This is a genomic window from Azoarcus sp. DN11, assembly GCF_003628555.1.
Lineage (GTDB): Bacteria > Pseudomonadota > Gammaproteobacteria > Burkholderiales > Rhodocyclaceae > Aromatoleum.
Genome location: NZ_CP021731.1, coordinates 3970469 through 3994838 on the forward strand (window position 1 = coordinate 3970469; position 24370 = coordinate 3994838).

Annotated in this window: 22 protein-coding genes; all 22 read right to left on the minus strand. The window is 55.5% G+C overall.

Annotated elements, in window-relative coordinates; genetic code table 11:
* Positions 1 to 12 precede the first annotated feature (12 nt).
* The 22 genes from CDA09_RS18375 to CDA09_RS23400 all read right to left on the minus strand — a co-directional run bounded on the left by CDA09_RS18375 (position 13) and on the right by CDA09_RS23400 (position 24192).
* Positions 13 to 1035 carry an MraY family glycosyltransferase gene (locus CDA09_RS18375; protein WP_121429971.1) on the minus strand — a complete coding sequence of 341 codons (1023 nt, stop codon included), beginning with the start codon at positions 1033 to 1035 and terminating at the stop codon, positions 13 to 15.
* 56 nt (positions 1036 to 1091) lie between these two features.
* The gene (locus CDA09_RS18380) at positions 1092 to 2144 is read right to left on the minus strand and encodes a UDP-glucose 4-epimerase family protein (protein ID WP_286164229.1); all 1053 of its coding nucleotides are present in this window, start codon (positions 2142 to 2144) and stop codon (positions 1092 to 1094) included.
* On the minus strand, positions 2114 to 2827 hold the full coding sequence (locus CDA09_RS18385) for a glycosyltransferase family 2 protein (RefSeq protein WP_217351260.1): 714 nt from the start codon (positions 2825 to 2827) through the stop codon (positions 2114 to 2116). The genes CDA09_RS18380 and CDA09_RS18385 overlap by 31 nt, the downstream gene beginning before the upstream one ends.
* A gap of 14 nt (positions 2828 to 2841) precedes the next feature.
* The gene (locus tag CDA09_RS18390) at positions 2842 to 3090 is read right to left on the minus strand and encodes a hypothetical protein (RefSeq protein ID WP_128106582.1); all 249 of its coding nucleotides are present in this window, start codon (positions 3088 to 3090) and stop codon (positions 2842 to 2844) included.
* Positions 3091 to 3351: 261 nt separating this feature from the next.
* Positions 3352 to 4278 carry a glycosyltransferase family 2 protein gene (locus CDA09_RS18395; RefSeq protein WP_164844437.1) on the minus strand — a complete coding sequence of 309 codons (927 nt, stop codon included), beginning with the start codon at positions 4276 to 4278 and terminating at the stop codon, positions 3352 to 3354.
* 81 nt (positions 4279 to 4359) lie between these two features.
* On the minus strand, positions 4360 to 5400 hold the full coding sequence (locus tag CDA09_RS18400; RefSeq protein WP_164844438.1) for a class I SAM-dependent methyltransferase: 1041 nt from the start codon (positions 5398 to 5400) through the stop codon (positions 4360 to 4362).
* A gap of 33 nt (positions 5401 to 5433) precedes the next feature.
* Entirely contained in the window at positions 5434 to 6939 is a 1506-nt protein-coding gene (locus CDA09_RS18405; protein WP_121429976.1) for a flippase, read from the minus strand.
* Positions 6940 to 7140: 201 nt separating this feature from the next.
* Entirely contained in the window at positions 7141 to 8262 is a 1122-nt protein-coding gene (locus tag CDA09_RS18410; protein WP_121429977.1) for a glycosyltransferase, read from the minus strand.
* A gap of 19 nt (positions 8263 to 8281) precedes the next feature.
* Positions 8282 to 9433, minus strand: coding sequence for a glycosyltransferase family 4 protein (locus CDA09_RS18415; protein WP_286164493.1), 1152 nt, complete (start codon positions 9431 to 9433; stop codon positions 8282 to 8284).
* Between the two features lie 2 nt (positions 9434 to 9435).
* On the minus strand, positions 9436 to 10329 hold the full coding sequence (locus CDA09_RS18420; RefSeq protein ID WP_121429979.1) for a GDP-mannose 4,6-dehydratase: 894 nt from the start codon (positions 10327 to 10329) through the stop codon (positions 9436 to 9438).
* An 11-nt stretch (positions 10330 to 10340) separates the two neighbouring features.
* Positions 10341 to 11375, minus strand: coding sequence for a GDP-mannose 4,6-dehydratase (gmd, locus tag CDA09_RS18425; RefSeq protein ID WP_121429980.1), 1035 nt, complete (start codon positions 11373 to 11375; stop codon positions 10341 to 10343).
* A 138-nt stretch (positions 11376 to 11513) separates the two neighbouring features.
* Positions 11514 to 13598: a DUF7024 domain-containing protein gene (locus CDA09_RS23205; protein WP_128106583.1), complete on the minus strand. Its 2085-nt coding sequence runs from the start codon at positions 13596 to 13598 to the stop codon at positions 11514 to 11516.
* A gap of 19 nt (positions 13599 to 13617) precedes the next feature.
* Complete coding sequence (locus CDA09_RS18430) at positions 13618 to 13959, minus strand: DMT family transporter (protein ID WP_174718459.1); 342 nt, start codon at positions 13957 to 13959, stop codon at positions 13618 to 13620.
* Positions 13956 to 14666: a class I SAM-dependent methyltransferase gene (locus CDA09_RS18435; RefSeq protein WP_121429981.1), complete on the minus strand. Its 711-nt coding sequence runs from the start codon at positions 14664 to 14666 to the stop codon at positions 13956 to 13958. Before CDA09_RS18435 ends, CDA09_RS18430 begins: the two co-directional genes overlap by 4 nt.
* A complete protein-coding gene (locus tag CDA09_RS18440; protein ID WP_121429982.1) occupies positions 14656 to 15648 on the minus strand; it encodes a glycosyltransferase family 2 protein in 993 nt (330 codons plus the stop codon). Before CDA09_RS18440 ends, CDA09_RS18435 begins: the two co-directional genes overlap by 11 nt.
* Before the next feature lie 451 nt (positions 15649 to 16099).
* Positions 16100 to 16654, minus strand: a complete 555-nt coding sequence (gene rfbC / locus CDA09_RS18445) for a dTDP-4-dehydrorhamnose 3,5-epimerase (protein ID WP_121429983.1) — start codon at positions 16652 to 16654, stop codon at positions 16100 to 16102.
* Positions 16655 to 16664: 10 nt separating this feature from the next.
* Positions 16665 to 17549: a glucose-1-phosphate thymidylyltransferase RfbA gene (gene rfbA / locus CDA09_RS18450; protein ID WP_286164494.1), complete on the minus strand. Its 885-nt coding sequence runs from the start codon at positions 17547 to 17549 to the stop codon at positions 16665 to 16667.
* Positions 17550 to 17850: 301 nt separating this feature from the next.
* The gene (gene rfbB / locus CDA09_RS18455; RefSeq protein ID WP_121429984.1) at positions 17851 to 18906 is read right to left on the minus strand and encodes a dTDP-glucose 4,6-dehydratase; all 1056 of its coding nucleotides are present in this window, start codon (positions 18904 to 18906) and stop codon (positions 17851 to 17853) included.
* Positions 18907 to 19070: 164 nt separating this feature from the next.
* Complete coding sequence (locus tag CDA09_RS18460) at positions 19071 to 19520, minus strand: Ig-like domain-containing protein (protein ID WP_121429985.1); 450 nt, start codon at positions 19518 to 19520, stop codon at positions 19071 to 19073.
* 21 nt (positions 19521 to 19541) lie between these two features.
* Entirely contained in the window at positions 19542 to 22631 is a 3090-nt protein-coding gene (locus CDA09_RS18465; RefSeq protein ID WP_121429986.1) for a glycosyltransferase, read from the minus strand.
* A 57-nt stretch (positions 22632 to 22688) separates the two neighbouring features.
* A complete protein-coding gene (locus CDA09_RS18470) occupies positions 22689 to 24038 on the minus strand; it encodes a class I SAM-dependent methyltransferase (protein WP_121429987.1) in 1350 nt (449 codons plus the stop codon).
* Between the two features lies 1 nt (position 24039).
* Positions 24040 to 24192 (minus strand): hypothetical protein, encoded by a 153-nt coding sequence (locus CDA09_RS23400; protein ID WP_164844439.1) that lies wholly within the window; start codon positions 24190 to 24192, stop codon positions 24040 to 24042.
* Between the last annotated feature and the right edge of the window lie 178 nt (positions 24193 to 24370).

A 24370-nucleotide genomic window follows, 5' to 3' on the forward strand; every position in this document is an offset into this window, starting at 1 on the left:
TGACCAGCCCGATCAAGCGGCCCCGGTTTCCAGTGCCCCTGCACGGAACCGCACCGCAAGTACCAGGAGTGGCGTATAGGCGATCGCCACTCCTGCCATTCCATCCAGGCCGCCACTTCCAACCCAGAGCGCAACAGGCAGCAACCAGATGACATTGATCGCAGCGACCGCCAGGGTTACCGGCAAGTGGCGCCCGAAGTGCCGAGACGCATACTGGTATGCGTGGCTGCGATGCGCCTCGTACACTTTATCGCCCCGAAGCAATCGGCGCAGCAAGGTGAAGGTCGCATCGATCACGAACACCCCAAGCAGGATGAGCCAGGACCAAAAAAATTCCGGCGCGACCCACCCAGCCTGCAGCGAGAGGATCCCCAGAACGATCCCGAGAAATCCGCTGCCCGCGTCTCCCATGAAAATCCTGGCCGGAGGGAAATTCCAGTACAGGAATCCCGTCACCGCGGCTGCCAGGAGCAAGGGGGGCACTGCCAATGACACCTTACCCACCATCGCATACAAGGCGGCCCCGCCAACGCATACACAAATCGCCTCGACGCTGGCGATGCCGTCGATTCCGTCCATGAAGTTGTAGAGATTCAGCAACCACACCAGATAGACGGCAGCCAGCCCAAACCCCAACCACCCCAGCTTGAGCGTCGCCCCGAACAGGACCAATGGCGGCGCCCCGCCGAGGCAAGCCAAGGCCCAGCCTGCGCCAACGAAATGCGCCAGCAACCTCCACCGCGCAGCGATGTGCCCGTGATCGTCCAGAAAACCGATCAACGCAACGAGCGCACCCGCCCCCGACAACGCCCACGCTACAGTCCACGGCACGCTGTTCAGTGTCGCCAACAAAGGCAGGGCCAGGAGAAAGCTGACGACAATCGCGACGCCGCCCCCACGCGGAGTCGGCACCGAATGAGAACTGCGCGCATTCGGAACATCCATCAGCCTGCGCGCCAACGCATAACGGCGCAGGCCGCAGGTCAGCGCGAGGGAAGCACCACCCACCATCAACAAGAACCACCCGAACCACATGATCTTTGGATTACTCCGTCAGAACCGCCGCACTCCGCGCCAGTCGCCGGCCTTCCTCACTTCCGGCGATGCTCGAGAAAGTGTCGCGCCGTTCTCGCCAACCCGTCATCAACACTTACGGGCGGCGACCAATCCAGCACATTCCTTGTCCTGGTGATATCCACCTGCAGCGAGCCGCAAAGCCGCCGTGAAATTGAGCCCTTGCCGAGCAGCCGTGCCCCAAGCTCCAGGATCCCTGGCGGTACCGGCAGAAGGCGCGAGGGCCTGCCAAGCGCCGCGGCCATGCGCCGCAGCAACTCGGTGGTCGACAAGTCCTCCCCGTCGCTCACCAGCAACACCTCACCGGCCGCCCGCGGATGCACAATGCAAGTGGCCAGCAAATCGACCAAGTTATCGATTGCCACCAGGCTGCGGCGGTTGTCGATCGCCCCGAGCGGCAAAGGCACACCCACGTTCAGCCAGCGCATCATGCCGAGGAAATTGGCCTTCACACCGGGGCCATAGACCAGCACCGGCCTCACCACAACGACCTCCAGTCCAGTCTCGGCAGCGAGCGCGAACAGGCCACGCTCCGCCTCAAGCTTGGAAACGCCGTACGGGTCAACGGGCGCAGGCGCGTCGGCGTAAGTGAAAGGGCAGCCTGTTGGCGTCGCCTCGCCATTGACCTTGACCGAACTGACGAAAACAAAACGCCGCACTCCGCACGCTACCGCAGCACGCGCCAATTGCAGGGTGCCGTCGACGTTGCAGCGGCGGAATTCAGCGAACGGATCTTTCGCTGCCTCTGCGATCACATGCACCCGCGCAGCACATTGCACCACCACGTCGGTGCCGGCAAGTGCCGGCGTCCAGTCCACCGGTTCGCCAAGATCGCCATGAATGAAGGTTTCGGCCTCCTGCATCGGCGCCAGCGCCCGTGAGCGCGACGCCAGCCGCAAGCGGTGGCCCGTGGTCGCCAGCTGTGCCGCCAGGGCGCCGCCGACAAAACCGTTCGCACCAGTAACCAGCACCGTACTCATCTCAACACCCCCGTGGCCGCCGTCGGCGAAGCTGCGCACCGCGCCGCCCTTCCGGTCTCTCAACCCAGCGTCTTCGGCCAGCGTCGCCAATATTTGCGCAGGTAGCGCAACAGGCTGGCGAGGTGCCAGCCGAAATGTTGCGCACTGCGCCGGCTGCCGCGGCGGGCATCATGGATCACGGCGACCCGCGGACATGCGAGCACGCGCATGCCGCGCTGCCAAGCACGCGCGCAAATATCCACGTCTTCGTAATACAGGAAGAAACGCTCATCGAATCCGCCCAGACGCGCGTAATCCTCGCTGCGGAAAAGCATGAACATTCCCGCCACCCACGCTGGAAAGAACTCGTCCTGCCCGTCTGCCACGTGATATCGCCCGTCGTCCCCACCCAGCACCTTCGCAAACAAAGACTGCAGTGTAGGAAAGCGCCGTATGCTGTCTTCAATCTCTCCGGTGGGCGATTTGACCAGCGGCGCCACCACGGCGGCCCGTCGACGCCTCAACATCTCCAACAGCAACGGAAAAGGATCTTCGCGGAACTCGACGTCAGGATTCAACGGACAAAAGTACGGCTGGACACATTGCGCGAAGGCCGCATTGTGATTCGCGCCGAATCCCGCCGGCACCGTATTGTCGATCCCCGCGATTCGCGCATCGACCGGCAGATGCAGCGGCTCGGGTACGTTGCACGTCACGATGATCTGCCGGACATCTTGGAAGGCCAGCAGGGACTCAACCAGTCGCTCGACCATCGCGCCGTGAGCATGACTCACGATGGAAACTGCTATCAATTCACGCCGCTCGGTGACTGTCCCGATCGAGAGGCAGCCCGCGTCCCGGAACGTGTAATTATAAGCCCCGCCACCGCACCGTCTGCCTGTACATCTTCGTCGTAATCGGGCGCGAGCGCATCGACCGCAACCCCGGCGTCAGCCAGGGCGCGGATTAGCGGGTCACGGAAGTTGATCAGCGAGAAAGCCTGACTGGAGATGATCGCGAGTCGCGCCATTACTCGATGCCTGTCGCAGTTCTTCATGCGACCTCGATGCACCGCAGAACTCTACAGGGCCGACCCGCGCGATCAGGGCGGAAATGCGCCTTCCGCGAGTCAACCTGCGAGTTGATCTTCTTGGGGTGAGGTTCGTCGCCGAACTGACGGGTCTTCATGGCGCTACTCGGATTCATCGGTGTCAGGTGCCCCAGAAATCAAGGCATCGCCATTCTACCAAGGACGGGGGATTCGCGGCTCTTCAAGGCTCGAGCCAGAACCACTACAGACGCCCCAAAGTCCGCTCCGTCAGCGCCAACCCAAAACGATCAGCGCCCGCATAATGACGTTATCAACACCGCGCTGACGATATAAAGGAGTCGACAAAACATACCTCAGGCGATCAAAGAAAGAGGCTGAGCCAGCGCCTTCGACAAAATCAGCAACCAACTCGCGAGCCTCAACCGGCAGGCTTCCCGAATAGATTCGCAGTAGTTCGTTCGCTTGATCGACAAGCGTACTCCGCCTGCGACGAAAGAATCGGGACAGCCTCCTCATCCAAGCCGACACCCCCAATGCCGAGCCGACGACATTGCCGCCATGTTGGCGATAATCCATGCTTGGACGTTCATCATAGACCACCACACCAAACGCGCTTATAACGACATTGACCCACGCGTCGTGCATGACAACCTTGTTGTGATCCATCTTCGTCGGTATCAATAAATCGATGGCAGCACGATTCAACACCACCGTACATCCCGTTGCCATATTCTCCACAAGCGCGTTACGCAACGTCACCGACTTACAAGGTTTTCTCGGCACGCCGATTACGTTCAAATTTTCATCGACGAGCCGTAATGCCGAGCAGTACATGGCAGGAACATCGCCGCCCACCTCAGCCAATTTCGCAACCGCGCGTCCGATCTTGTCCGAATACCAGAGATCATCCTGATCACAGAATGCGATGAACGAAGCACGCGGGTCGGTACCATTCAGGAGTTCGAAAAAGCTTGCGACAACCCCGATGTTTTTACCATAGGAAACATCAACCCATGAACAATCTGCGCTATATTCTTCAAGAATTCCAGCCGTTCCATCGCGAGATCCATCGTCCCGCACCCGCAAAGAGAAATCCTTATACGTCTGCCCCTTGATACTATCCAGTTGCTGGCGCAGAAACCTCTCGCCGTTAAACGTGGAAAGAAGGATTTCCACTTTACCTAAATGAGACATGATTCCTCTCGGCTTAAGCGCAGAAACATCAGGCCATACCATCAAAAATGTGACAAATAACGCCGGAGCAAGAGCACTGGATCACGCCATTTTCCATGCTTTGATCGTGACGAACTCTCGCAGCTTCGGATCATTTCTGGCTTTGCGCTCCATCGCTTTCGCAGCACGCCGCGCCTGCTTCGAGAGATGTGACGCTGTCGAAGGACTTTCGTCTTTCGCAATTGCCTCACTGGCTGCAAAAACGTTCGCGCACAACGGGCGGTAAGGCTGTTTCTCTATGGCTTGAAACCCTGCCTCCTCCAAAGCCAGGATAAGCGAAGCCCAGGTAAAGATGACGAGGTGCCGCGGTGGTTCCAACCCTCTCCAGGCAGAACCGTACCGCTCATGCCCTTGGGCCTCGATGTTCGGCGTTTCGAGCCATATCCAGCCACCTGGTTTGAGCAGGGCATGACACCGACGCAATACCTCCAACGGCTCATGGACGTGCTCGATGACATGATTAAGCGTGATGCCGTAGAAGGACTCAGTCGCGGGATCGAGCGTCTCCAAACCTCCCTCACGCACATCAATCCCCCGGCTACGAGCCACCGCGACGGCCTTTCTGTCCGGCTCCACACCAACCACCGCCCAGCCGGCCGAGCGCGCGAGGGCGAGGAACTCTCCATTACCGCAGCCGACGTCAAGTAGCCGCATGCCGGGCCTTGCGCTCGGAACACCACGTCGTTCAGCGTCGATAAGCTTGCGCTGGCCAGGCAGCAACATGGCTGCCACGATGCCAAGCCGGCTAGCAGGCTGCAGTTCCGTGCCGAACCGGTGGTTCCGGTAGCCATTGGCAAGTGCACGTCGGATGCGATGTAGCCCGCTCAAATGCTCGGTGTCGGCACTTAAACTCTCCGCGTGCGTGAAATATTTTGCATACGCAAGTCCGATGGTCGCGGGAGTCGGGCGTGGATCCAGATACGCGCTCTGGCACTCCCCGCACTGATAAAGATCCCAGCGCCCCGAAGAGCAACGAAAAGCTTTGTCTGTAAGACCAGAATAGAGTTGACGGCGCCGCGGACTTCCGCACACCGGACAACTTTGGACCCGCTCAAGACCGTCAATAGGCCAGTCCTGGATCACTTCACCTCCCCGTGAGCCGTTACTCGATGTCATTCACGAATTACCTGTTCCGGCATTACTGACATCCCGCAACCCGACAGAGAACCCCTTGCGTAATAGCGCACCTAGAACAGGACCGGCTATACAAACCGATACGAGCAGCATGGCCACTCGCAATACAATCGGCTCGACCAGAAGCAATGCAGCAAACCCAACCACGATTGCAGCCAGTACGCGCTGGGATCGGTGCACCTGGCCCTTCAGCACTGGCAATTGCCGCGCGACAAGGGCATTGAGAATCACCGTATCAGCGAGCGCGCGCAGCGTCCAGGCGGCTCCCACGCCCGCAATGCCATAGGCTCCAGCCATCCACCACAAAAGAACCAGATAGAAGACTAGTTCCACGAAGTGGGCCTTGGCAACCAGATCAGGGCGGCCCGACGCCTGAAGCACCGCAAAGGCGGGCTGCGCCATGACATTGATCAAGCACCCAGCTGCGAGCCATCGCACTACAGGTGTCGCTGCGTCGCGAAAATCCGCCCCAAGCCATATCAGGAGAACTTCCGGCGCCAACAAGAATGCGCCGGCCGTTAATGGCAACATCGCCCAGAAAGCAGCGCGACCGGCAGCAGCGAAAAGAACGGTCAGTCGCCGCGACTCTCCGCCATGGGCGGCCGACATCGCGGGGAAGGTCACACCCATGATGGCTTGCGGAAGCACCTGCATCCGCATAAGAATTTCATAGGGTGTCACGTAGTAGGTCACGGCCGAAAGCCCCAGGATGGCGCTCACAAAAAACCGATCCAGGTAGGTCATCAGTGGCCCGACGATATTGGTTACTGTCAGCCACCCACCAAAGCTTAACAAAGGGCGTATCTGATTTTTGTCAAGCAACACAGGTCTGCGCAACTCCGCGCACACATTCGCCGCGGCCAAAAAGTAGAAAAACATTGCCACAACGCGGCCGATTAGCAGCGCCACGGTAGCCCAGACAATGCTCGGCGAAAACAGCGGCGTAACCAGGGGCCCTGCGAAGGTAAGCACGCCTAACGGGACCCGGATCGCGGCAATAGCCTTGAAGCGCTGATGGGCTTCCAGAAGCCCCGCCAGCGCTGCCGTGAGAATGACAAACGGAATTCCGACTGCGAGGATACGAAACGCCCCAGTCGCTTCGTTACTAAGCACCTCCGGCACCTGCAGTAAGTTCACCAGAAACGGACTGAAGATAATCAGCAACGCTGCGCCGCACATCCCGAGCACAGCAAGCAGTGCAAACGCGGTCCAGATCAGAGGGCCAAGGCCAGTCAGTTCATTTCGTCCCAAGCGTTCGGAAACCACTTTGGTGAGTGCGCGCCCAAGTCCCAGATCGAAAAGACTGAAGTACCCTACCCCCATCCAGACAATCGCGAGCAGCCCAAAACGCTCCTTGCCCATGCCGTCGATCAGCAAAGGAATGGCAAACACGGCCGCGAGCATTGGCGCAGCCATACCAACGAGATTCCAGAACGCGCTGCGGGCGAGAAGGCGCCCCGAGGTCAGATCGCCGACGGACAAGGTCATTCAATTGCTCGGATCATGCAGGGGGCGAACTCATTAAATCAGGTGGCGGCAGGCAACCAGTCCACGTAGCACCAAACTCGGGGCTATGAAACGCGTTGAACATATTCGCTGGGCAGAACTTCCGATACGCCGCTGACACCCACCAACCACGCAGAAACGAGGAAGCCGTGCGTCACGCTGCCATGAGTCAGAGCGCATCGCTCATCGCGCAACATCCCGAAATAGCCGAGAATACCCTAAGCCCAGCGTCGCCCCGGAAAACATTCGCTCATACCGCGACCTCGCGGCACGACCCATCTTCGCTGTCAGTTCATCATCGGCCAGCAGACCATTCATAGCCTCAGACAACGCTTGCGGAGAATTTGGAGGCACAACGAGGCCGGTTTCGGCGTGCACGTTGACAAAGGAAGTCCCGGTACCTAACTCACACGAGATCATCGGCTTACCATGCATCGCTGCCTCGACGAGCACCATGCCGAAGGCCTCGGAACGCAGGTGCGACGGCAACACCAACCCGCGGCAGCGCCGTATCAAGGCCACCTTCTCCTCGTCCGACACTTGCCCGGCAAACACGACGTTTCCCGCGCCTACGCACGCGACGAGATTGCGCAACGCGTGCTCCTCTGGCCCGGATCCGGCGATGACGATCTTGGCACCGACACCGCCGGCCGCCTGTACCAAGCTAGGCAGCCCTTTGTAATATCGCAGTACACCCACAAAAAGGAAGTAAGGCTCAGCTTCCTGAAGCTTCAAGCGGTTGAAAACCGCATCATCGCCGCACTGCGAACAGGACCGTTCATCGATGCCAGGGGGGATGACTCGGACCCGGTCACGGATCACCGCACTAGACAGCACTGGGCTGGTTTGAACATACGCAGGTGCGTTCGCCACAATGGCCCGCATGTCATGCAGGGTTCTCCACATCAAAGGCGAATAGAATTTGCCCATCCACTGCTGACGTACGATGTCTGAAATGTAGGTCAGAACCGCCGGCTTTCCCCGAGGCACGACGCAGTGAAGCAGGTCTGCAAACGGCCACGGGAAGAGGTAGTGAATGACATCCGCCTCGCAAGCGAGCCGCCGAAAGCGTGCGAACGCCGCGATACTGCCTAGATCACACGACGCCGGAGCCGCCCACGAGCGCTGCCGCACGACCCGCGCCTCGGGCCGGGCAAGCTCGGCAGGATCCGGCGCGGGAGAAAGAGTAAAAATCGTATTTTCCACCCCGAAAGGCTGCACCGACAGACAAATTTGTCGGATGGCCTCCTGAAGCCCGCCTGGCGGATCCGGGAAATAGGTGCGATAGACGTGCAGAACCTTCATCGATTGATCCGGGCAACAATCAAAGTTCGACGGCTGCACGATATGCGGCAACCGTTTCCTGGGCGCATCTTTTCCAACTGAATTGCTGCGCCCTATCCAGCCCCTTCCGGATCGCCTCGCCACGCCATACCTCATCCTCCAACCCGCGCGCAATCAGATAACCCAAGGCGTCCACGTCCTCGGCCGGACACATGGCCGCGGCGTCACCTACCACCTCAGGCAGAGAGGACGAATCCGAGCACACAACAGGCACGCCCGACGCCATTGCTTCCAGCACCGGCAGGCCAAAGCCTTCGTACAAGGACGGAAATGCGAACAGCCGCGCGCCGGCATACAGCAGCGGCAAATGCTCTGCCGGCACGAAACCGAGATAACGCGCCCAACCGGCCCGCTCCGCTTCCCTGATACGCGCGTGAATTCCGTCGCTGCGCCACCCCTCGTACCCGGAAAGCACAAGAGGCCACCGCTGGCGCGCACACTCGGGGAGCAATCCATACGCATCAAGCAACGCATCGAGATTCTTCCTCGGCTCGATCGTGCCTGCGTAAAGACTATATCCGCCGCCCGCCAAACCGTATGTCCCCAAGGTATGCGCCAGCTCCGCCGCACTGCGCCGCCGGAAGTCCGCCGAGCACGCGAGCGGCACGGCACGAATACGCTCGATCGGCCATCCGAAATAGGCTGCGAGTTCGCGACGTGTGAACTCCGAATCGGTAATCAGCACGGCGGCCCGTTTCAGGGACTGTCCGATTTCTGCCTGCATGTATCGTACCCTCTCGGGAGGGTGACAATGGCCCCATGTAAACGGCGAGAGGTCGTGCATCGTCACGACCCCTCGGCCGCGAAACGGCGGTAAGTAGAAATTCGGGCCATGAAACACATGGTCCTCCAATCCTCGCAGGGCGCGCGCCTTGAGCTTTGGAGCGAAAAACCGATAGAGCTCGACGATCGCTCGGCTCTTCAACGCAGCCCTGCGAACACCCACTCCCGATTGAGGCGAGATGCCAACCGGTGACGGTGACGGTGACGGCAATGCTTCCGCAAACCGCCTACCGAAAAAAAACCGGAGATCCGTGACCTCCGGCAGCTGTTGCAGATGACTCGCGAGTTCGTAAGTGTAGCGGCCGATTCCGGTCAGCGGATACCGGATCGCGTCGATGGAAAGAATCACCTTCAAACAGAGGCCCCTTCGAGCATCCACCGCAGCGTCTCTTCAAGTGGTGGGCTATCCCACTCGCCGATCAGCTTCCGGAGCTTCGCAGGATCCCCGCCAAGCCTCCGAACCTCATTCGCACGAACAAACGCCGGATTCACTTCCACGCGCATCGACTGCCCGGTGATCGCCTCCGCCATCGCCAAGGCCTCTCGCAGTGAATGGGTGCGGCCGGAACACACGTTCACCGTTTCACCCACCGGGCACACCTCCAGGAGCCTACGGTAAGCGCTTGCCACGGCCCGCACATCAGAAAAATCGCGCGAGACGTCCAGGTTGCCGAGCTCGATCACCTCCGCCCTGCGCTGGAAGTGCGCGACAATCTTCGGCAACAGAAACGAATCGGCCTGCCCGACGCCCGTGTAGTTGAACGGTCGCGCGATGACGATTGGCAGCCGATCCATCCACAAGCGCGCCATATTCTCCATCGCGAGCTTGCTGACAGCATAGTCATTGGCGGGGCTCGGCGGCGTCGACTCACGGAGCACCCCCTCGTTAGCGTTGCCATACACATTGGCGCTGCTGGCGAGCAGCACGCACTCTGGCGGCTGCTCCGCAGGCGCGAGCACGGACAACAGGTTGCGCGTGCCGATCAGGTTGACACGATAAAACGCGTCCGCGTCACCATGCCCGACGAACGCAAGCGCAGCCAGGTGCACCACCGCGTCGGGCCGCACCTCCTCGACCACGCGCCTCAGACTAGCAGCGTCAACCAGATCCGCACGTCGATATCTGGCATCACCGACCGCCTCATGCGCACCTGTGCCCCAGACCTCCCAACCATGTGCGGCAAGTTCGGCGGCAACATACCGGCCGGTGAAGCCCTTGACCCCCGTGACCAGCACACGCTTCATTACGCCTCCGGTCAGAACGAGAACCCGCGTTCGTTGCGGCGAATATCGCCTTCGACCATCATCTGGCACAACTGCTCCAAGGTCGTCTTCGGCTCCCACCCGAGCTCACGCTTCGCCTTTTCAGGATTGCCGATCAGCAGGTCCACTTCCGCGGGGCGATAGAACTTCGGATTCACTTGCACCAGCGTACGGCCCGAAATGCGATCGATACCCACCTCCTTGTCCTCCTTACCCTCCCAGTACAGATCGTAACCCACGGCCCTTCCGGCCATCGTCACGAAATCGCGCACCGTTTCGGTCCGGTTGGTCGCAAGGACATAAGTATCAGGTTTATCGGTCTGCAGCATACGCCACATACCTTCGACGTACTCCTTCGCGAATCCCCAGTCGCGCTTAGCATCGAGGTTGCCCAACTCGAGTCCATCCAACTTCCCGAGCTTGATCTTCGCGATGCTGTCGGACACCTTGCGCGTCAGGAACTCCCGTCCGCGCAGCGGCGACTCGTGGTTGAACAGGATGCCGCTGGCTCCAAAGATGCCGTAGCTCTCGCGGTAGTTAACCGTCATCCAATGCGCGTAGAGTTTGGCTACGCCATACGGGCTACGCGGATAGAACGGCGTCGACTCGACCTGCGGGATCGCCTGGACCTTGCCGAACATCTCGGAGGTGCTCGCTTGGTAGAAGCGGATCTCCGGATTTACGATGCGAATCGCTTCAAGCAGATTAAGGGGACCGATACCGGTAATCTCCGCCGTCGTGACTGGCTGTTCAAACGAAACCCCGACGAAACTCTGCGCCGCCAGGTTATAAATTTCAGTAGCCCCCGTAGTTTTCAGCAGCCGAATGCTAGAGGAAAGATCGGTAAGATCGTGTTCGATCAGATGCAGATTCGGGTGTTGCTCGATTCCCAACTCCTCGATACGCCAGAAATTTACTGAACTGGTCCGACGGTACGTACCGTGAACCGCATAACCCTTCTCAAGGAGCAGCTGGGCCAAATACGCCCCATCCTGACCAGTAATTCCAGTGATTAGTGCCTTCTTCATGGTTCCAACCCGCCGTAATCAAAATTTACAATCTTCAGTTTATTCAAACACGACTTGACCGGAGATAGATCATCCCCGAATTCTCGCCCCAGCCACTACCCCTTATGGCTAGGGATGGTCTGATATTTCGTGGCGCGCTCAGTTTTTGACAGGCACGATCTTCATTTCAACAAATCCGATACCTAAATTCCGATCATCGGGACTCTGTCCTTGCGAAAATACTTTCGGAGAGATGGGATTAGGTACACTTATTGTTAACAGATTTGATCGCGTTGGATTATCAACTGGAATAATATTTCGCGCGTCACCTACGCCAGTTATTCTAAATTTAGTGGAATCGTCACCAACACGAGCCTCAAAATCTTTACCAATATTGGAACCAAAAGCGCGCGCTGTCAAATGAAGATTAAAACTCTCTGGAAGCGGAATGTTAAATTCAAAAACGACCGTTTTTGCTATAGACCAAGTTCCCCAACTTTCAAAACTTGACAAACCTTGCGCATCCAAAATACGACCACTCCAATTCGTTTCATTCAGGAATGGGACATGCATGTACGCCATATCGATATCACCATCTCTAACAAAACTCCAAATTTTGGAGTTTAAATCAAGCTTGCAAAGATTTGAAATACGATGCCGTTTTGCATAATTATATATGCGTTGTTCATAGTCCGATGCATTGGGTCTGGAGAAATTAACGCCCGGCGGGTTAAAAGACGCAAAGCCGTTTACCGTCGGAATTCCAGCAAATTGAGCGATTAACATGGCGGAAACATTGTGAGCATAAATATCAGCAAAACCACCTAAATTTTCCTGCCCGCTCCACCCTGAAACATAGAAGGCACGACAATCTTTATGGGGCAGACTAGGCAATGAAATACGCTCTAGTTCCGCAACTCGATCCAGAAACAATGGTGGCTTATTAAATTCCTCGGCAATCAGCAGGGCGCATAATGGCAGCATAGCAATCAGACCGATGCGGCGCGTAGCAAGGAATTTTATTGCTATTATTACGACAGGAAGCGCCAATAAAATTAGGAAAGCAGAAACAACACGAAGTGCTTTAGCGCCAGGAAAAAAATGAAAAATAAAATACCAGGCACTTTTTCCTGAAATATTTATAGTCAACAACAGAGAAATAATTGTAGCAATCGCGAGCGACCAAAGAATTGCATTATTTGCGCTGGCATGGCGATCCTGGTTATTCCTAATAACCTGAAAACACCCCAGAAGAAACAATGAAAATATTACTAGGGGAAAACCAGTGTTGTAATATTCATCAGCTGGAGAATAACTAGGCGAAACATATGTTAATAAATAATTATATAGCCTGCCCCACAAAAAATTTTCCGTACCGACCTGCAGAACCCCTTCAAAGGGAACGGTCCAATGCAGCGCTTCTGCGTATGTTCGAACACCAGTTTCGATAGATTTTAGAGCAAAAACATAAATGAATGGCAACAACGAAATGACTGCGGCCGCAAAAACAAAAAAAACGGAACCCCAGTCACTAATCAATTTCTCTTTAAAAGCCCGGCAGTCGCCAACAGTAAAAAAAATCACACAAGCAAATACTGCAATATAGAGTAGAAAAAACCAAGCCATATAGAAGCATGTCAAACACCACGCCCCATAAAGAACGCCTGCGAGTACGCCATTCGTCCTGAATCTTCTCAAGTTACCAGAATCGAATGCGATGTACATACTCCAAAGCATCAATGTCATTATGGGAAAAAGAGCCACGGTGGCTAACTGGATCCTCGAGCTATGGACGGTCATCCCATTGCTTAATGTGAACAAGACGGCCGCAAGCAGCGACCAGTAAACCCCAAAAGAAAATACTCTTTTGCAAAGCAGGTAAGCACCAATAAAGCCGACAGATTTAATAACCAAATTTGATAATTCGAAAGAAATAAATGGATCCAACCCTGCTAGCCGAAAGGGAAGATACATCAGCCCATTTATTAAATATGCATCGGTATAAGCAATCGAATTTTTGTACGGAAAGTAATATCCAACATCGGTCCAATCAATATCACCCAGGAAGAAGCGATACCAGTGCTCTAAGATTGTCGTAGATATAACTGTGTCAAATCGCTCGCCGGACAGTATGCTGAATCCGTTATGTATTTGGTATCTTATCAAAACAAAAAGACAAAATGCCAAAGATGCAAAGATCAAGAAAAAGCTTTTGCGAGAGCCTGGATTGATCCAATCGTTCATATACTCGCCGGCTCCGATTTCAGGCTTTAACAGTAATGAATATACCAACCATGATTATGGCAACACCAATAAAGTATTGAGGTTGGAACCGCTCACCAAATACAAGATGACTTCCTAACGGCACCAAAACAAATGCCAAAGCCATCAACGGATATACTCGGCCCAATTCAACCTTCTGTAGAACCCAGACCCACGCGACTGATGTGGCTCCGTACAAGCACATTGCAGCAAAAAGTATTGCTGCAGGTTTAATGGCGAAAAAAGTGCCGCTTTCCGATAGCGCGGTTGCGCTTACCTTGAATAAAATCTGACCAACTGCCAAGCCAACCACACAAAGAGTTGCGGCCACGTAGATAATCATTGGCCTTCTTCCCGCTTATCAAGCGTCGCATGAAAAGAAAAAAATAAATTCAAATCGATCGACGGAATCGGGAATGGCCACCACGCCTCTCTTGACCCAGGAAAATAATGACGCAGAATCGCAATAAGATTGTTACAGGAGTTGACGTGCTCTCTTGCCATCACATAATCATATGCAATCCCCCGTGCTACTGCATTCTTTCGCGGTCCAAAGTGTCGCCCTAGCCTCCAAGTCATTCCCGGGTCGGTGGGAATCAGAATTGATATAATTGCGCTATGCTTGAGAACCCTGCGCCACTCTTTTAGCGCCAAGTGAGGTTGGTAGATGTGTTCAAGAACATGGGTAGCGACAAGCCTGTCGAATGTGTTGTCAGGATAAGCAAGCTCACTTCCTGTTTGAACTTCAATAGTTACGTTTCCGTTATGAATGCCGGCAAGTTTCCTCTTGGCAACTTCTAGTGTTTTTGGATCGAGATCAGTGAGCGTGTACTGGTCAAAGCTGTGACGAACAAACGGTAAATGTTCTCCAGTACCAGCACCCACTTCAAGTACGCGGCCAAAATGCGCGTGATCGTCAAATGCCTTTTCTACTAACTTGTGGCTTGCACGCATTACTGAAGATTGCAGCGGACTTGAATAATTCGATTCGTCGTACACTTCGGAAAATTTTTCCCGATATTCACTCCAGGCTTTATCTTCATTTAGCATTAAATTCTCCAGATATTTCTGCGCGCATCTTTCCGGTGCTCCCATGAACAGGCCGAACGGGCACCGAAGACACGTCGTATCCAATAAAGCCTAACAGGAACTGAATGCCAGCGAGAATAGGCAATGCAGACAGCATCACCGTACCGGCTGGCGTGGGAAAGCCGGCCTGGGCAGAATGCATCCAATGATAGCCACCATAAATTGAGCCAAAGCCAAGTAGAACAAGGCCAACCGGCAACTCGATTGAAGCAAGGGACATGTCTCGGAGGTAGTAGTTATAAAAAATCCGCTTCGAAAAATTCCGCACGTGCTTCGCAAAAAACTCACCGATAATCTTGGATACCTTCAGGTTACTTACTTCGTCGCCGTACTTTGCATCCATTGGCACATCAACAACCACTGCGCGAAGCGCATTTAGCCTAAAGAGAATGTCCGTCTCGAAGAAGTAACGTCGACTAATTTTACTGAACGGCAGATGACGAGCAACGTCAGCATGAATGGCCGTGTAGCCGTTTGTCGGATCGAAAAGGTTCCAATAACCTGACGACAGCTTGCACATTAGCGAAAGCACCGCGTTGCCGAAGAGGCGTAAACTTGGCATTGAGCGCACGTTATCGAGATCGAAAAAGCGATTACCTTTTGTGTAATCTGCTTCGCCGTTAGCAATTGGAGCCACAAAATTCATGATCAATGCTGGATCCATTTGTCCATCGCTGTCGATCTTGACCAGAAAGCTCATACCATCTTTAATGGCGGCCTTGTAACCGGTCATAACAGCCCCGCCTACACCCTGGTTCTCGGAATGCTTGATTACGGAGACACGATTATCTTTACAGTTAGCGGTCACAAAATCACCTGAGCTATCTGGGCAGCAATCGTCAACGACGTAAATCCGATCCACTTCGGGGCCAATCTCATCTATCACACCCAAGATGTGATTACGCGCCTTGTAAGTTGGGATAACGACTGCAATTTCTTGCATAATGCCAGTCCGCTTATTAGTATCAACCAAGCCAATGGTCCTTGATCTGTAATATCGGTCAGCGTGCGTGGAAGGCACTCCCAAAACCGGCTCAGTGCCGTTTCCCGTGGAAATTGACTTCTCACAACAAACATGACGATCGGTGGTACAACCCCTTGAAGTGCCCGTCTTGACGAACTTCTGAATCGCATGAGCATCAACGCAAATGAGGATCTCGGCGAAGTTCCGCAGCATCATCTGTCGCAGCAACTAGTGGTCTGCTTCGTAAATCAAGGGACTAGACGAAAGCGATGGATTGGGGCTTGTGGCAAGGCGCAAACCGCAGCAATAGCTAGGATGAGCAACGCCGTCACGGGCCGCAAGACGCGCTTTCGTGTCCCGGGATTTGCGAAGCAGACTACTAGATGCAAAAAACACCGCTACGACGCGCAAGACGGCGTCCCCATCCACCTTACTCAAATACAAATATATCGGCTTCGAACAACCCTACCCCCTCCTGATCCTTGCCAGACAACACTGGACTACCGTTGATCGGCCAATCTACGCCAATCGTCGGATCATTCCACTGGATGCACCGATCGTGTTGCGGAGAGTAAAAATCTGTGGTTTTGTAGAGAAATTCGACGTCATCGGAGAGGCTCACAAAACCGTGCGCGAAACCGGGCGGAATCCAAAGCTGCATCTTGTTTTGCGCCGAGAGGGTCGCACCGACCCACTTGCCGAAGGTAGGCGAGTTCCTTCGAATATCGACCGCGACATCGAAAACTTCACCGACGACAACGCGCACGAGCTTGCCCTGCGCCTTTGGCGGCAACTGGTAATGCAGACCGCGCAGGACGTTCTTTTGTGAGCGGGAGTGGTTGTCCTGGACGAAGTCCGGATCCATTCCAGTTGCTTCGCGAAATTTCTCCCGGTTATAGCTCTCGTAGAAGAAGCCTCGGTCGTCGCCAAAGACCTGGGGTTCCAGAATGAGGACGTCGGGAATCGCTAGCGCAGTTACCTTCATCGTCGGCTCCTTAATGCAGGGGTTCGCCGAGCAGGCGCAACAAATACTGGCCGTAGCCGTTCTTGGCTAATGGAGCGGCTAGCTTTTCAAGCTGCGCGCGGTCTATCCAGTTCTGGCGCAGGGCGATCTCCTCGGGGCAGGCCACTTTCAGGCCCTGCCGTTTTTCGAGCGTGGCTATGAACTGGCTAGCCTCGAGCATCGACTCATGAGTACCTGTATCAAGCCATGCATAGCCGCGGCCCATGATTTCGACCGATAGAGAACCCTGCTCAAGGTAGCACCGGTTAAGGTCGGTGATCTCCAGTTCGCCGCGTGCCGAGGGCGTAAGGGCTTTCGCCAATTCCACCACCTGTCGGTCGTAAAAATAGAGGCCGGTGACCGCGTAGTTCGATTTCGGCGCCCCAGGCTTCTCCTCAAGACTGACCGCTTTGCCGGCCGCATTGAATTCGACCACTCCGTAGCGCTCCGGGTCATGCACGTGGTAGGCGAAGACAGACGCGCCGTCTGTGCGTGCCGTAGCACTGCCGAGCAGCTTGTGAAAGTCGTGGCCATAAAAGACGTTGTCGCCGAGGACAAGGGCGGAGATATCGTCGCCGATGAACCGCTCGCCAATGATGAAAGCCTGCGCGAGGCCGTCCGGCGAGGGCTGCACTGCGTAGCTCAAGTTAAGCCCCCACTGGGCGCCATCGCCGAGAAGCTGGGCGAAGCGCGGGGTATCCTGCGGAGTTGAGATGATCAGGATGTCCCGGATGCCCGCCAGCATAAGCGTGCTCAACGGGTAGTAGATCATCGGTTTATCGAAGACCGGCAGTAACTGCTTCGAAACCGCGAGGGTCGCCGGATGCAGGCGAGTTCCGGCGCCGCCGGCGAGAATAATGCCTTTACGTTTCATGATCATGACTTTTCTATATCTAATAGTTCAGGCGTCGCAGTGGGTGCCGGCCCACGCGCCAGACAGCGCACATAGATCGTGAGGAGAAGGAGATCTAGGCCGGGGGAACTGCGGAGCGTACTTCTATCGAACCGCGAGCAGACTTGGCGCGTGACCTGAGTCGAACGACTCGCGAACGGAATCGTCAAGGTCGTTTCGAGCGGCAAACGCAGCGACCGACCCAGTGCAACGAGTACGCCGGGCGGCATCGACACGCTCAGCTCTGCATTGCAGACCTCGGCGTCCTTTCCAAGCAAAAGACTCTTCATTCGTATTGCTTGCTCACCCAGTCGCGGTAGGCGCCGCTGGTCACCCCGGCAACCCAGTCGGAGTTCTCTAGGTACCATCGCACGGTTTTTTCGATGCCCGTTTCGAAGGTTTCGGCGGGCCTCCAACCCAGTTCGCGCTCGAGCTTGCTCGCGTCGATCGCGTAGCGCCGATCGTGACCCGGCCGGTCCTTCACGAAGGTGATCTGCGTCCGGTAGCTCACCCCGTCGGCGCGCGGGCGCAGCCGGTCGAGGATATCGCACAGCGTTTGGACGACCTCAATATTGGGCTTCTCGTTCCAGCCGCCGACGTTGTAGGTTTCTCCCACGCGGCCGTGCGCAAGCACCTCACGAATGGCGCCGCAGTGGTCCTTGACGTACAGCCAGTCGCGAATCTGCCGGCCGTCGCCGTAGATCGGCAGGGCCTTGCCAGCCAGCGCGTTGTGGATGACCAGCGGGATCAGCTTTTCCGGGAAGTGGTAAGGGCCGTAGTTGTTCGAGCAGTTCGTACTTAGCACCGGCAGTCCGTAGGTGTGGTGGTACGCGCGCGCAATGTGATCCGACGCGGCCTTGGACGCCGAGTACGGGCTGTTCGGCTCGTAGCGGTTGGTCTCGGTGAAGGCCGGTTCGGTGGGCGTCAGTGAGCCGTAGACCTCGTCAGTCGACACGTGCAGGAAGCGGAAAGCGGACTTGTCTGCGTCATCGCGACCGTTCCAGTAGGCGCGCACCGCCTCGAGCAAGCGGAAGGTGCCAACAATGTTGGTCTGGATGAAGTCTTCCGGCCCATGAATCGAACGGTCGACATGCGACTCGGCGGCAAAGTTCACAACGGCGCGAGGCCGGTACTCCGCGAGCAGGCGCGAGATCAGGTTGAAGTCGCCGAAGTCGCCGCGCACGAAGACGTGGCGCGCATTACCCTGGAGGCTCGCCAGGTTCTGCAGGTTGCCGGCGTAAGTCAGCTTATCGAGGTTGAGCACGGGCTCGCTGTGCGTCATGCACCAGTCGAGCACGAAGTTGGCGCCGATGAAGCCGGCGCCGCCGGTAACCAAAATCATGTTAGAACCTTCTGCTATAAATTATCTTCAGCGATAAACGTCAGGAACTGCGGTCACAGAATCCGCGTATCCCGCGACGAGCAGCGCCACGCCTAACGCTGTGCACTCAGATCGCCGATCCGACCTGAAGCGACTCGGCGGTGGCGTTACAGAACTGCCGCGAGTCAATTCACGACCTGGACGACCGAAGGCGTCTGGCAGAACAAGATCCGATTCTCGTCCTTTTGGGCAACCGCCACGCTGTAAGTCCCCTCGGGTAGGTCACCCAGCGTGACGTCGACCGAATAGCCAGCCGCTTCGAGCGTGGGATTCTTAAATATCGAGGCGACGTCGGGACGCTTGAGGTCGCGCTCCGCCTTAACTGATTTGCTCGTTCGCCCATCCTGCGTCGTGAAAATGATTTCGACTTCCTTCGGTACGGTCTGCGACAAGGTATTAAAGGCCCAGCCCTCGATACGAACAGCCTGGGCCTTGCTCACGCCCGCGCCGGCTGCCGGGACATCCAGGCTACAGGCGCCAGGCAGCGGCCTAACCACGACCGGAGGTGGTTCCTTGACACATCCGGCTGCGACGACGACGACGGCTGCGAGTAGGAAGAAGTGGCAATTTTTCATGAATATGTCCAATGACCGAGATTACAGACCATATCGTTGCGCCAAGAGGATCAGGCGGGAACGATATTGTCTTCCGATTTCTTGCGCGGAAAGTTGGGCACGGATCGATTGCTCCGCGCGTTTTCCGACTTCCTGCACCAGGGTAGGTTGGTCCAGCAGGCGCGTCAAAGCCGATGCTGCGTGCTCGATGTCCGCCTCTGCCCATAACTGCCCAGGCTCATAGACCCCCACTGCTTGCTCAAGAGTCTTTAGCTCGTAATTGATAGGGAAAGAGTTCATCGGAGTCATGAACTCCATATTGGCAGACCACCCCGTTGCAATAACCGGCTTCCCGAGATACATCATCTCGGCCGGCCCAAGCCCGAACCCTTCGGCTCGATGCAGAGAGATCAAGCAATCACAAACACTTTCCAGATCGTACACCTCCTGCCGCGTAAGAAACCGGTCAACAAAAACCACATTCTTTATGTCGGCGACGCTCTGCTTCAGCGCGGCGTACTTTTCAGGGTACTTATCAGCATTGATCGTCTTTACGACGAGAAAGGCGTCTTGGCGATTCGCTGCGGCCAGCCGAAAAGCGGCGAGTGACGCCTCGGGATTTTTTCGATACTGGTACGAATGAAAATCGTACATGAGCAACACGGCAAAACCATTCGCGGGCAAACCGAAGTCTTTCCTGGTCACGCCCGTGGTCGTTTTGAAATCAATGACATGCGGGACCTTGAAGACAGGAACTGGCGAAATCTTGGCGACGGCATCCTGCACAAAGGCCGACGGAACCCAGACCTCCGCTAATTCCTCAAAAGCATTCAAATAGCTCAAAGGTAATTCCGGCTGCTCCCAATGCCAGTAACCAATCCGCAATGAGCTTTTGTGGCCTACTCGCCTGAGATAGTCAAGTGTGCGCGGAGTCTGATCCGCATTTACATATACGATATCAATCGGAAACTTGTCGCTGACAGCAGCATCAAGCGCCGACTTGTCGCGCTGCATATTCTCGCTCTGGTAGCCAACGTCGATCACGGAATACGGGATGCCTCCCCCAACGGCACCTCTTGCAAAGGATCGCGCGCCCTCGCCTACTCCGAGTTCTGCCGCAATGTACCCGACGATATTCACTCCGGGCGGACGACGGTATTCGGCAGGAGACAGGTAGGACTTTGGGCGGGAACAGTCAAATAATTTGACGTCACCGATATTCAGTCCTTTCAGGCGCCACGCCAACTGTCGATCATCTCCATTCAGACCGATCTGGCTAGGAATAAATGACTTATCTGATTCGACTCGAAGCGCAACGGCACGACCTTTCTGAGCTGCCGGCAAAAAGAACTGAATTTCAAAATCGCCAGCAGCATCTAACACACATTGATGTAACAATTCCTCGCCGACCATGAATTGCAGTTGCATCGATGCGCCGCTGGACGCCTTGGCAATGAACTCTGGAAAGTATGCGCCGGTAACTACAACCCGGTCTCCTGGCTCCCCGCAAAGCGGAACCGCCACACTCTCTGAAACCCAAAACCCACCTTCTTTTGCATCAGAGTCAGGCGGGTAAATTCCAGTGAACGCAGGTATCGCGACACGCCCAGATTGAACTGAAACAGATTTCGCTTCGTGCAAAATCGGACCACGCAAGACGGAAGTGCGATCTCCACTTGCTCGGAGGATCCTCGAGACGAGCCTTGGGTGCTGCTTGCTCTCCGAAGACAATCCAATTGACACCAGCGCACGAACAAGCCCAATCCGAGATCGGCAAAGACGTGCGTAGTGCCTAAGTGCGCTCGCGTCAGGCTCGCGTCCAAGCATGTTTCTAAATAACCTCTCAGCCCTATAAACACCAACGTGGTCCACATGCTCCGTACTCGTTCTGCCTACTAAAGCGGATCCCGCCTCAGCCTGATCCCACTTCGATACGACTCCCCTGTGAAAACCGATGACTGAAGGCGGAAAATAAGTTTCCCCTTCCACTGCGAACCAACGGTAGAAATCCTTGATGCTCGAAGCGGCATTTAGTGAGAATGCCCGTTGAAGATCGGGGCGACTCTTCCACGTAGCCAACATCGCATATGTTGGCTGAACGGACGTACCGGCAGCGGTGGGAGTCTGCACCATGGCATCCGCGCGCTCGAAGGGATGATCGCCCATCAAACCTCGAAGTCCATCGTCCTCCCTGTAGAGTCGTCGAAAGATTTCGGGTACAGGGGTGCCATCGGCGAACCGACCATACGCGTAAGGAAACCTTGCATACTTTTTTGCACCATTCTCAAGCACACGCGAGGCATATGCTTCAGCCAACTCCCTTGCCGGACCGAGTGTAAAGAGTGTAAAACGGTTCTGATGCTTAGAAAAACGTTCCGGCTTCTCCGGATTGAATCCGCTGTAATGAAAAAATACGAGGGATTCTCCATCGACCTCCCACTGGCCTTTCGCAGTCTTTACTACGTTACGCTGGGCCAAGTTCCAATATGCAACGTTGTAGCCCGGATGACGCAAGATCGCAACCCGATCAAAGAGACCTGGCACAAGATCAATCCAGCTTTGGTCGACAAAGATTCCGCGATCGTGGTCCACCACGCATTCACGCAAGAGCTTTCCTTGCCACCAACTGACAAAAGCATGACTATTTTGCGAATTTTTTAGCGAGCAAAAGCCGAAATTATAAGTTCCCGCTCTCCGGATATCGAGCTCAGAGGGGCTCTTATCGTCGCAAATTGGGGCCAAAAGGTGAGGAGTTACAACTATGTCCGCGCCTGCTTCGTGGAACTCGGATACCTCTATCAAAGGTCTATACAGCAAGATATCCGGATCGATGTACGTAACCGAGCCATACTCCTTCCGGAGAAGGAACTCAAACGCCCAAGGTTTAACTGCAGTATTCAGCTCGAGTATCGAATACTGAAAAATAAACCGTTCCCGATCGGGCAGATCAATATTTTCGAGCGAAATTGATGCAAATTCGTTTTGCAAATTCTCTGCCGGTGCCATATCGCGATCGACAATCACGCAGAAGAGATCAGCATTTGGCTCGTTTACTCGAACGCTCTGCAGCAAAGTCCGCGCAAAATGCAGGTAGTTATTCGAAACGATCGTAAAGATGGCTTTTCTTGTCATCGAATTTGTCAACAGTATTTATATAATCACTCAATCCATCGGGGTCGAAATAGCACGTCAGCTATTCTGCCCCCCCCTTCCACTCCCTTCCACAACTGGCGGTCGAAGCACCCTGAATAACCAAAACTTGGCATATTTTTCAATTTTGGCGGTCAATGACTCGATTTCGGCACTAAGCCGACGAATCTCCTTGCCCTGCGAAATTGCTTCTTCTTCCCGAACACGTACGATCGTCTCTAGCTCTTGACGTACCAATTTAAGCTCATCGCTTTGCGCACTCGCGCGCACCTCACTCTCACGCGCCGAACCTGTCAGTCTTGCGACCTCTTCTGCATGCGCTTGCTTCGTCGCTTCTAGCTCTTCGCGCGCACGCGATAGCTCATCCTCATGCGCACGTGCGTACGCCTCTGACTCACGCGCCCAAGCGGTCAACCGAACAATCTCATCCTGATGCGCGTGCTTTGTCGTCTCTAGCTCTTCGCGCACACGCGAAAGTTCGACGCCTTGCGCAAGCGCAAACTTCTCAGACTCGCGTGCCAAGTTTGTTAGCGCTGCAAGTTCATCCGCCGCAGCCGCAAACCTGTCTATCACGCGCGCCACGTGATCCGTCACACTCGCTGCGCTGGAAAATCTCTGCTCCAACATCTCGAACCGCCGCTCCAACTTTGCATCGAACCGATTCGCCAGTTGGTCGAGTTCGATTCCGTACGATTGCGCAAAGGGTTCGTCGAAGTCAGCCATGATCGGCGGCGCAGCGGATTTCTGTGCCACGATCGCATAATCCGGGCTTGCACCGCAGAACACGTCAATGAGGTCTACGCTTTCCTTGCCGACCAACGCAGGTTGTTCCTGAAGACGCACAATTTTGATTCGCGCAAAGCCGTAATGCTCGGGCAGGAATTTAAGCAATAGGGGAGGTATCGGCCGCTCATGGGTAGGATCAAGGTAAAAGTTTGTCGTCCCCACTGCGACATTTTCTGGATTCGGCGTCTCAAGTATCAAAAGCCCGCCGGGTTTCAGGACACGCAGAGCCTCTTCGACCAAGACCTGGAGATCGGCAAACGGTAGGTGTTCAACAAAATGAAAGCCAGAAACGACGCACTGCGATTCGCCAGCGAGCGTTCTTAGGAAGGCGATCGCGTCCTGTTTGACCGTCTTCAAGCCTAGACCGGAACACGCGGACAGCATACCTTCTTCGATATCGACGCCGACGGCATCAAAACCCTTTTGCTTCATCAATTGGAGCCACTCGCCGCGCCCGCAACCAAGATCAACGGCGGCCGACTCGGGATAAACTGCGCGGAGAGGCTCAACAAACGGGAGATAAACTTCAAGTCGATCTATGATGGACTCGCGAGAACCACGATACCGGTCTTCAAAGGCGCGATAGAAACCGTTTTCACTCATCTCAGGCTCTCAGTTCGTCGAATATCTTGATGTCGAGAATCTGCCCCTCCTCGGGCAGCTGGATCTCGGAAATGAACTTCCAGCAATCGTGGAAAGCCGCAATTCGCGCCGTCGCGAGATCCCGCACCTTACGCTCCACCAGAAAATTCCCCATTGTGGCAATCGGTTAGCCGCGAAGATCTGCTGTAAACCACTCACAAGCGCAACCGTCGGACTCCATATCATCGCACAGTGAATTCCGGCCGACAGCACCGCAAGGGGTAGACGCGAGCAAAAAGCAAATTCTGTGTGGAGTAATGCCGCGCGAACCGACGGCGCATCAATTGCCCACA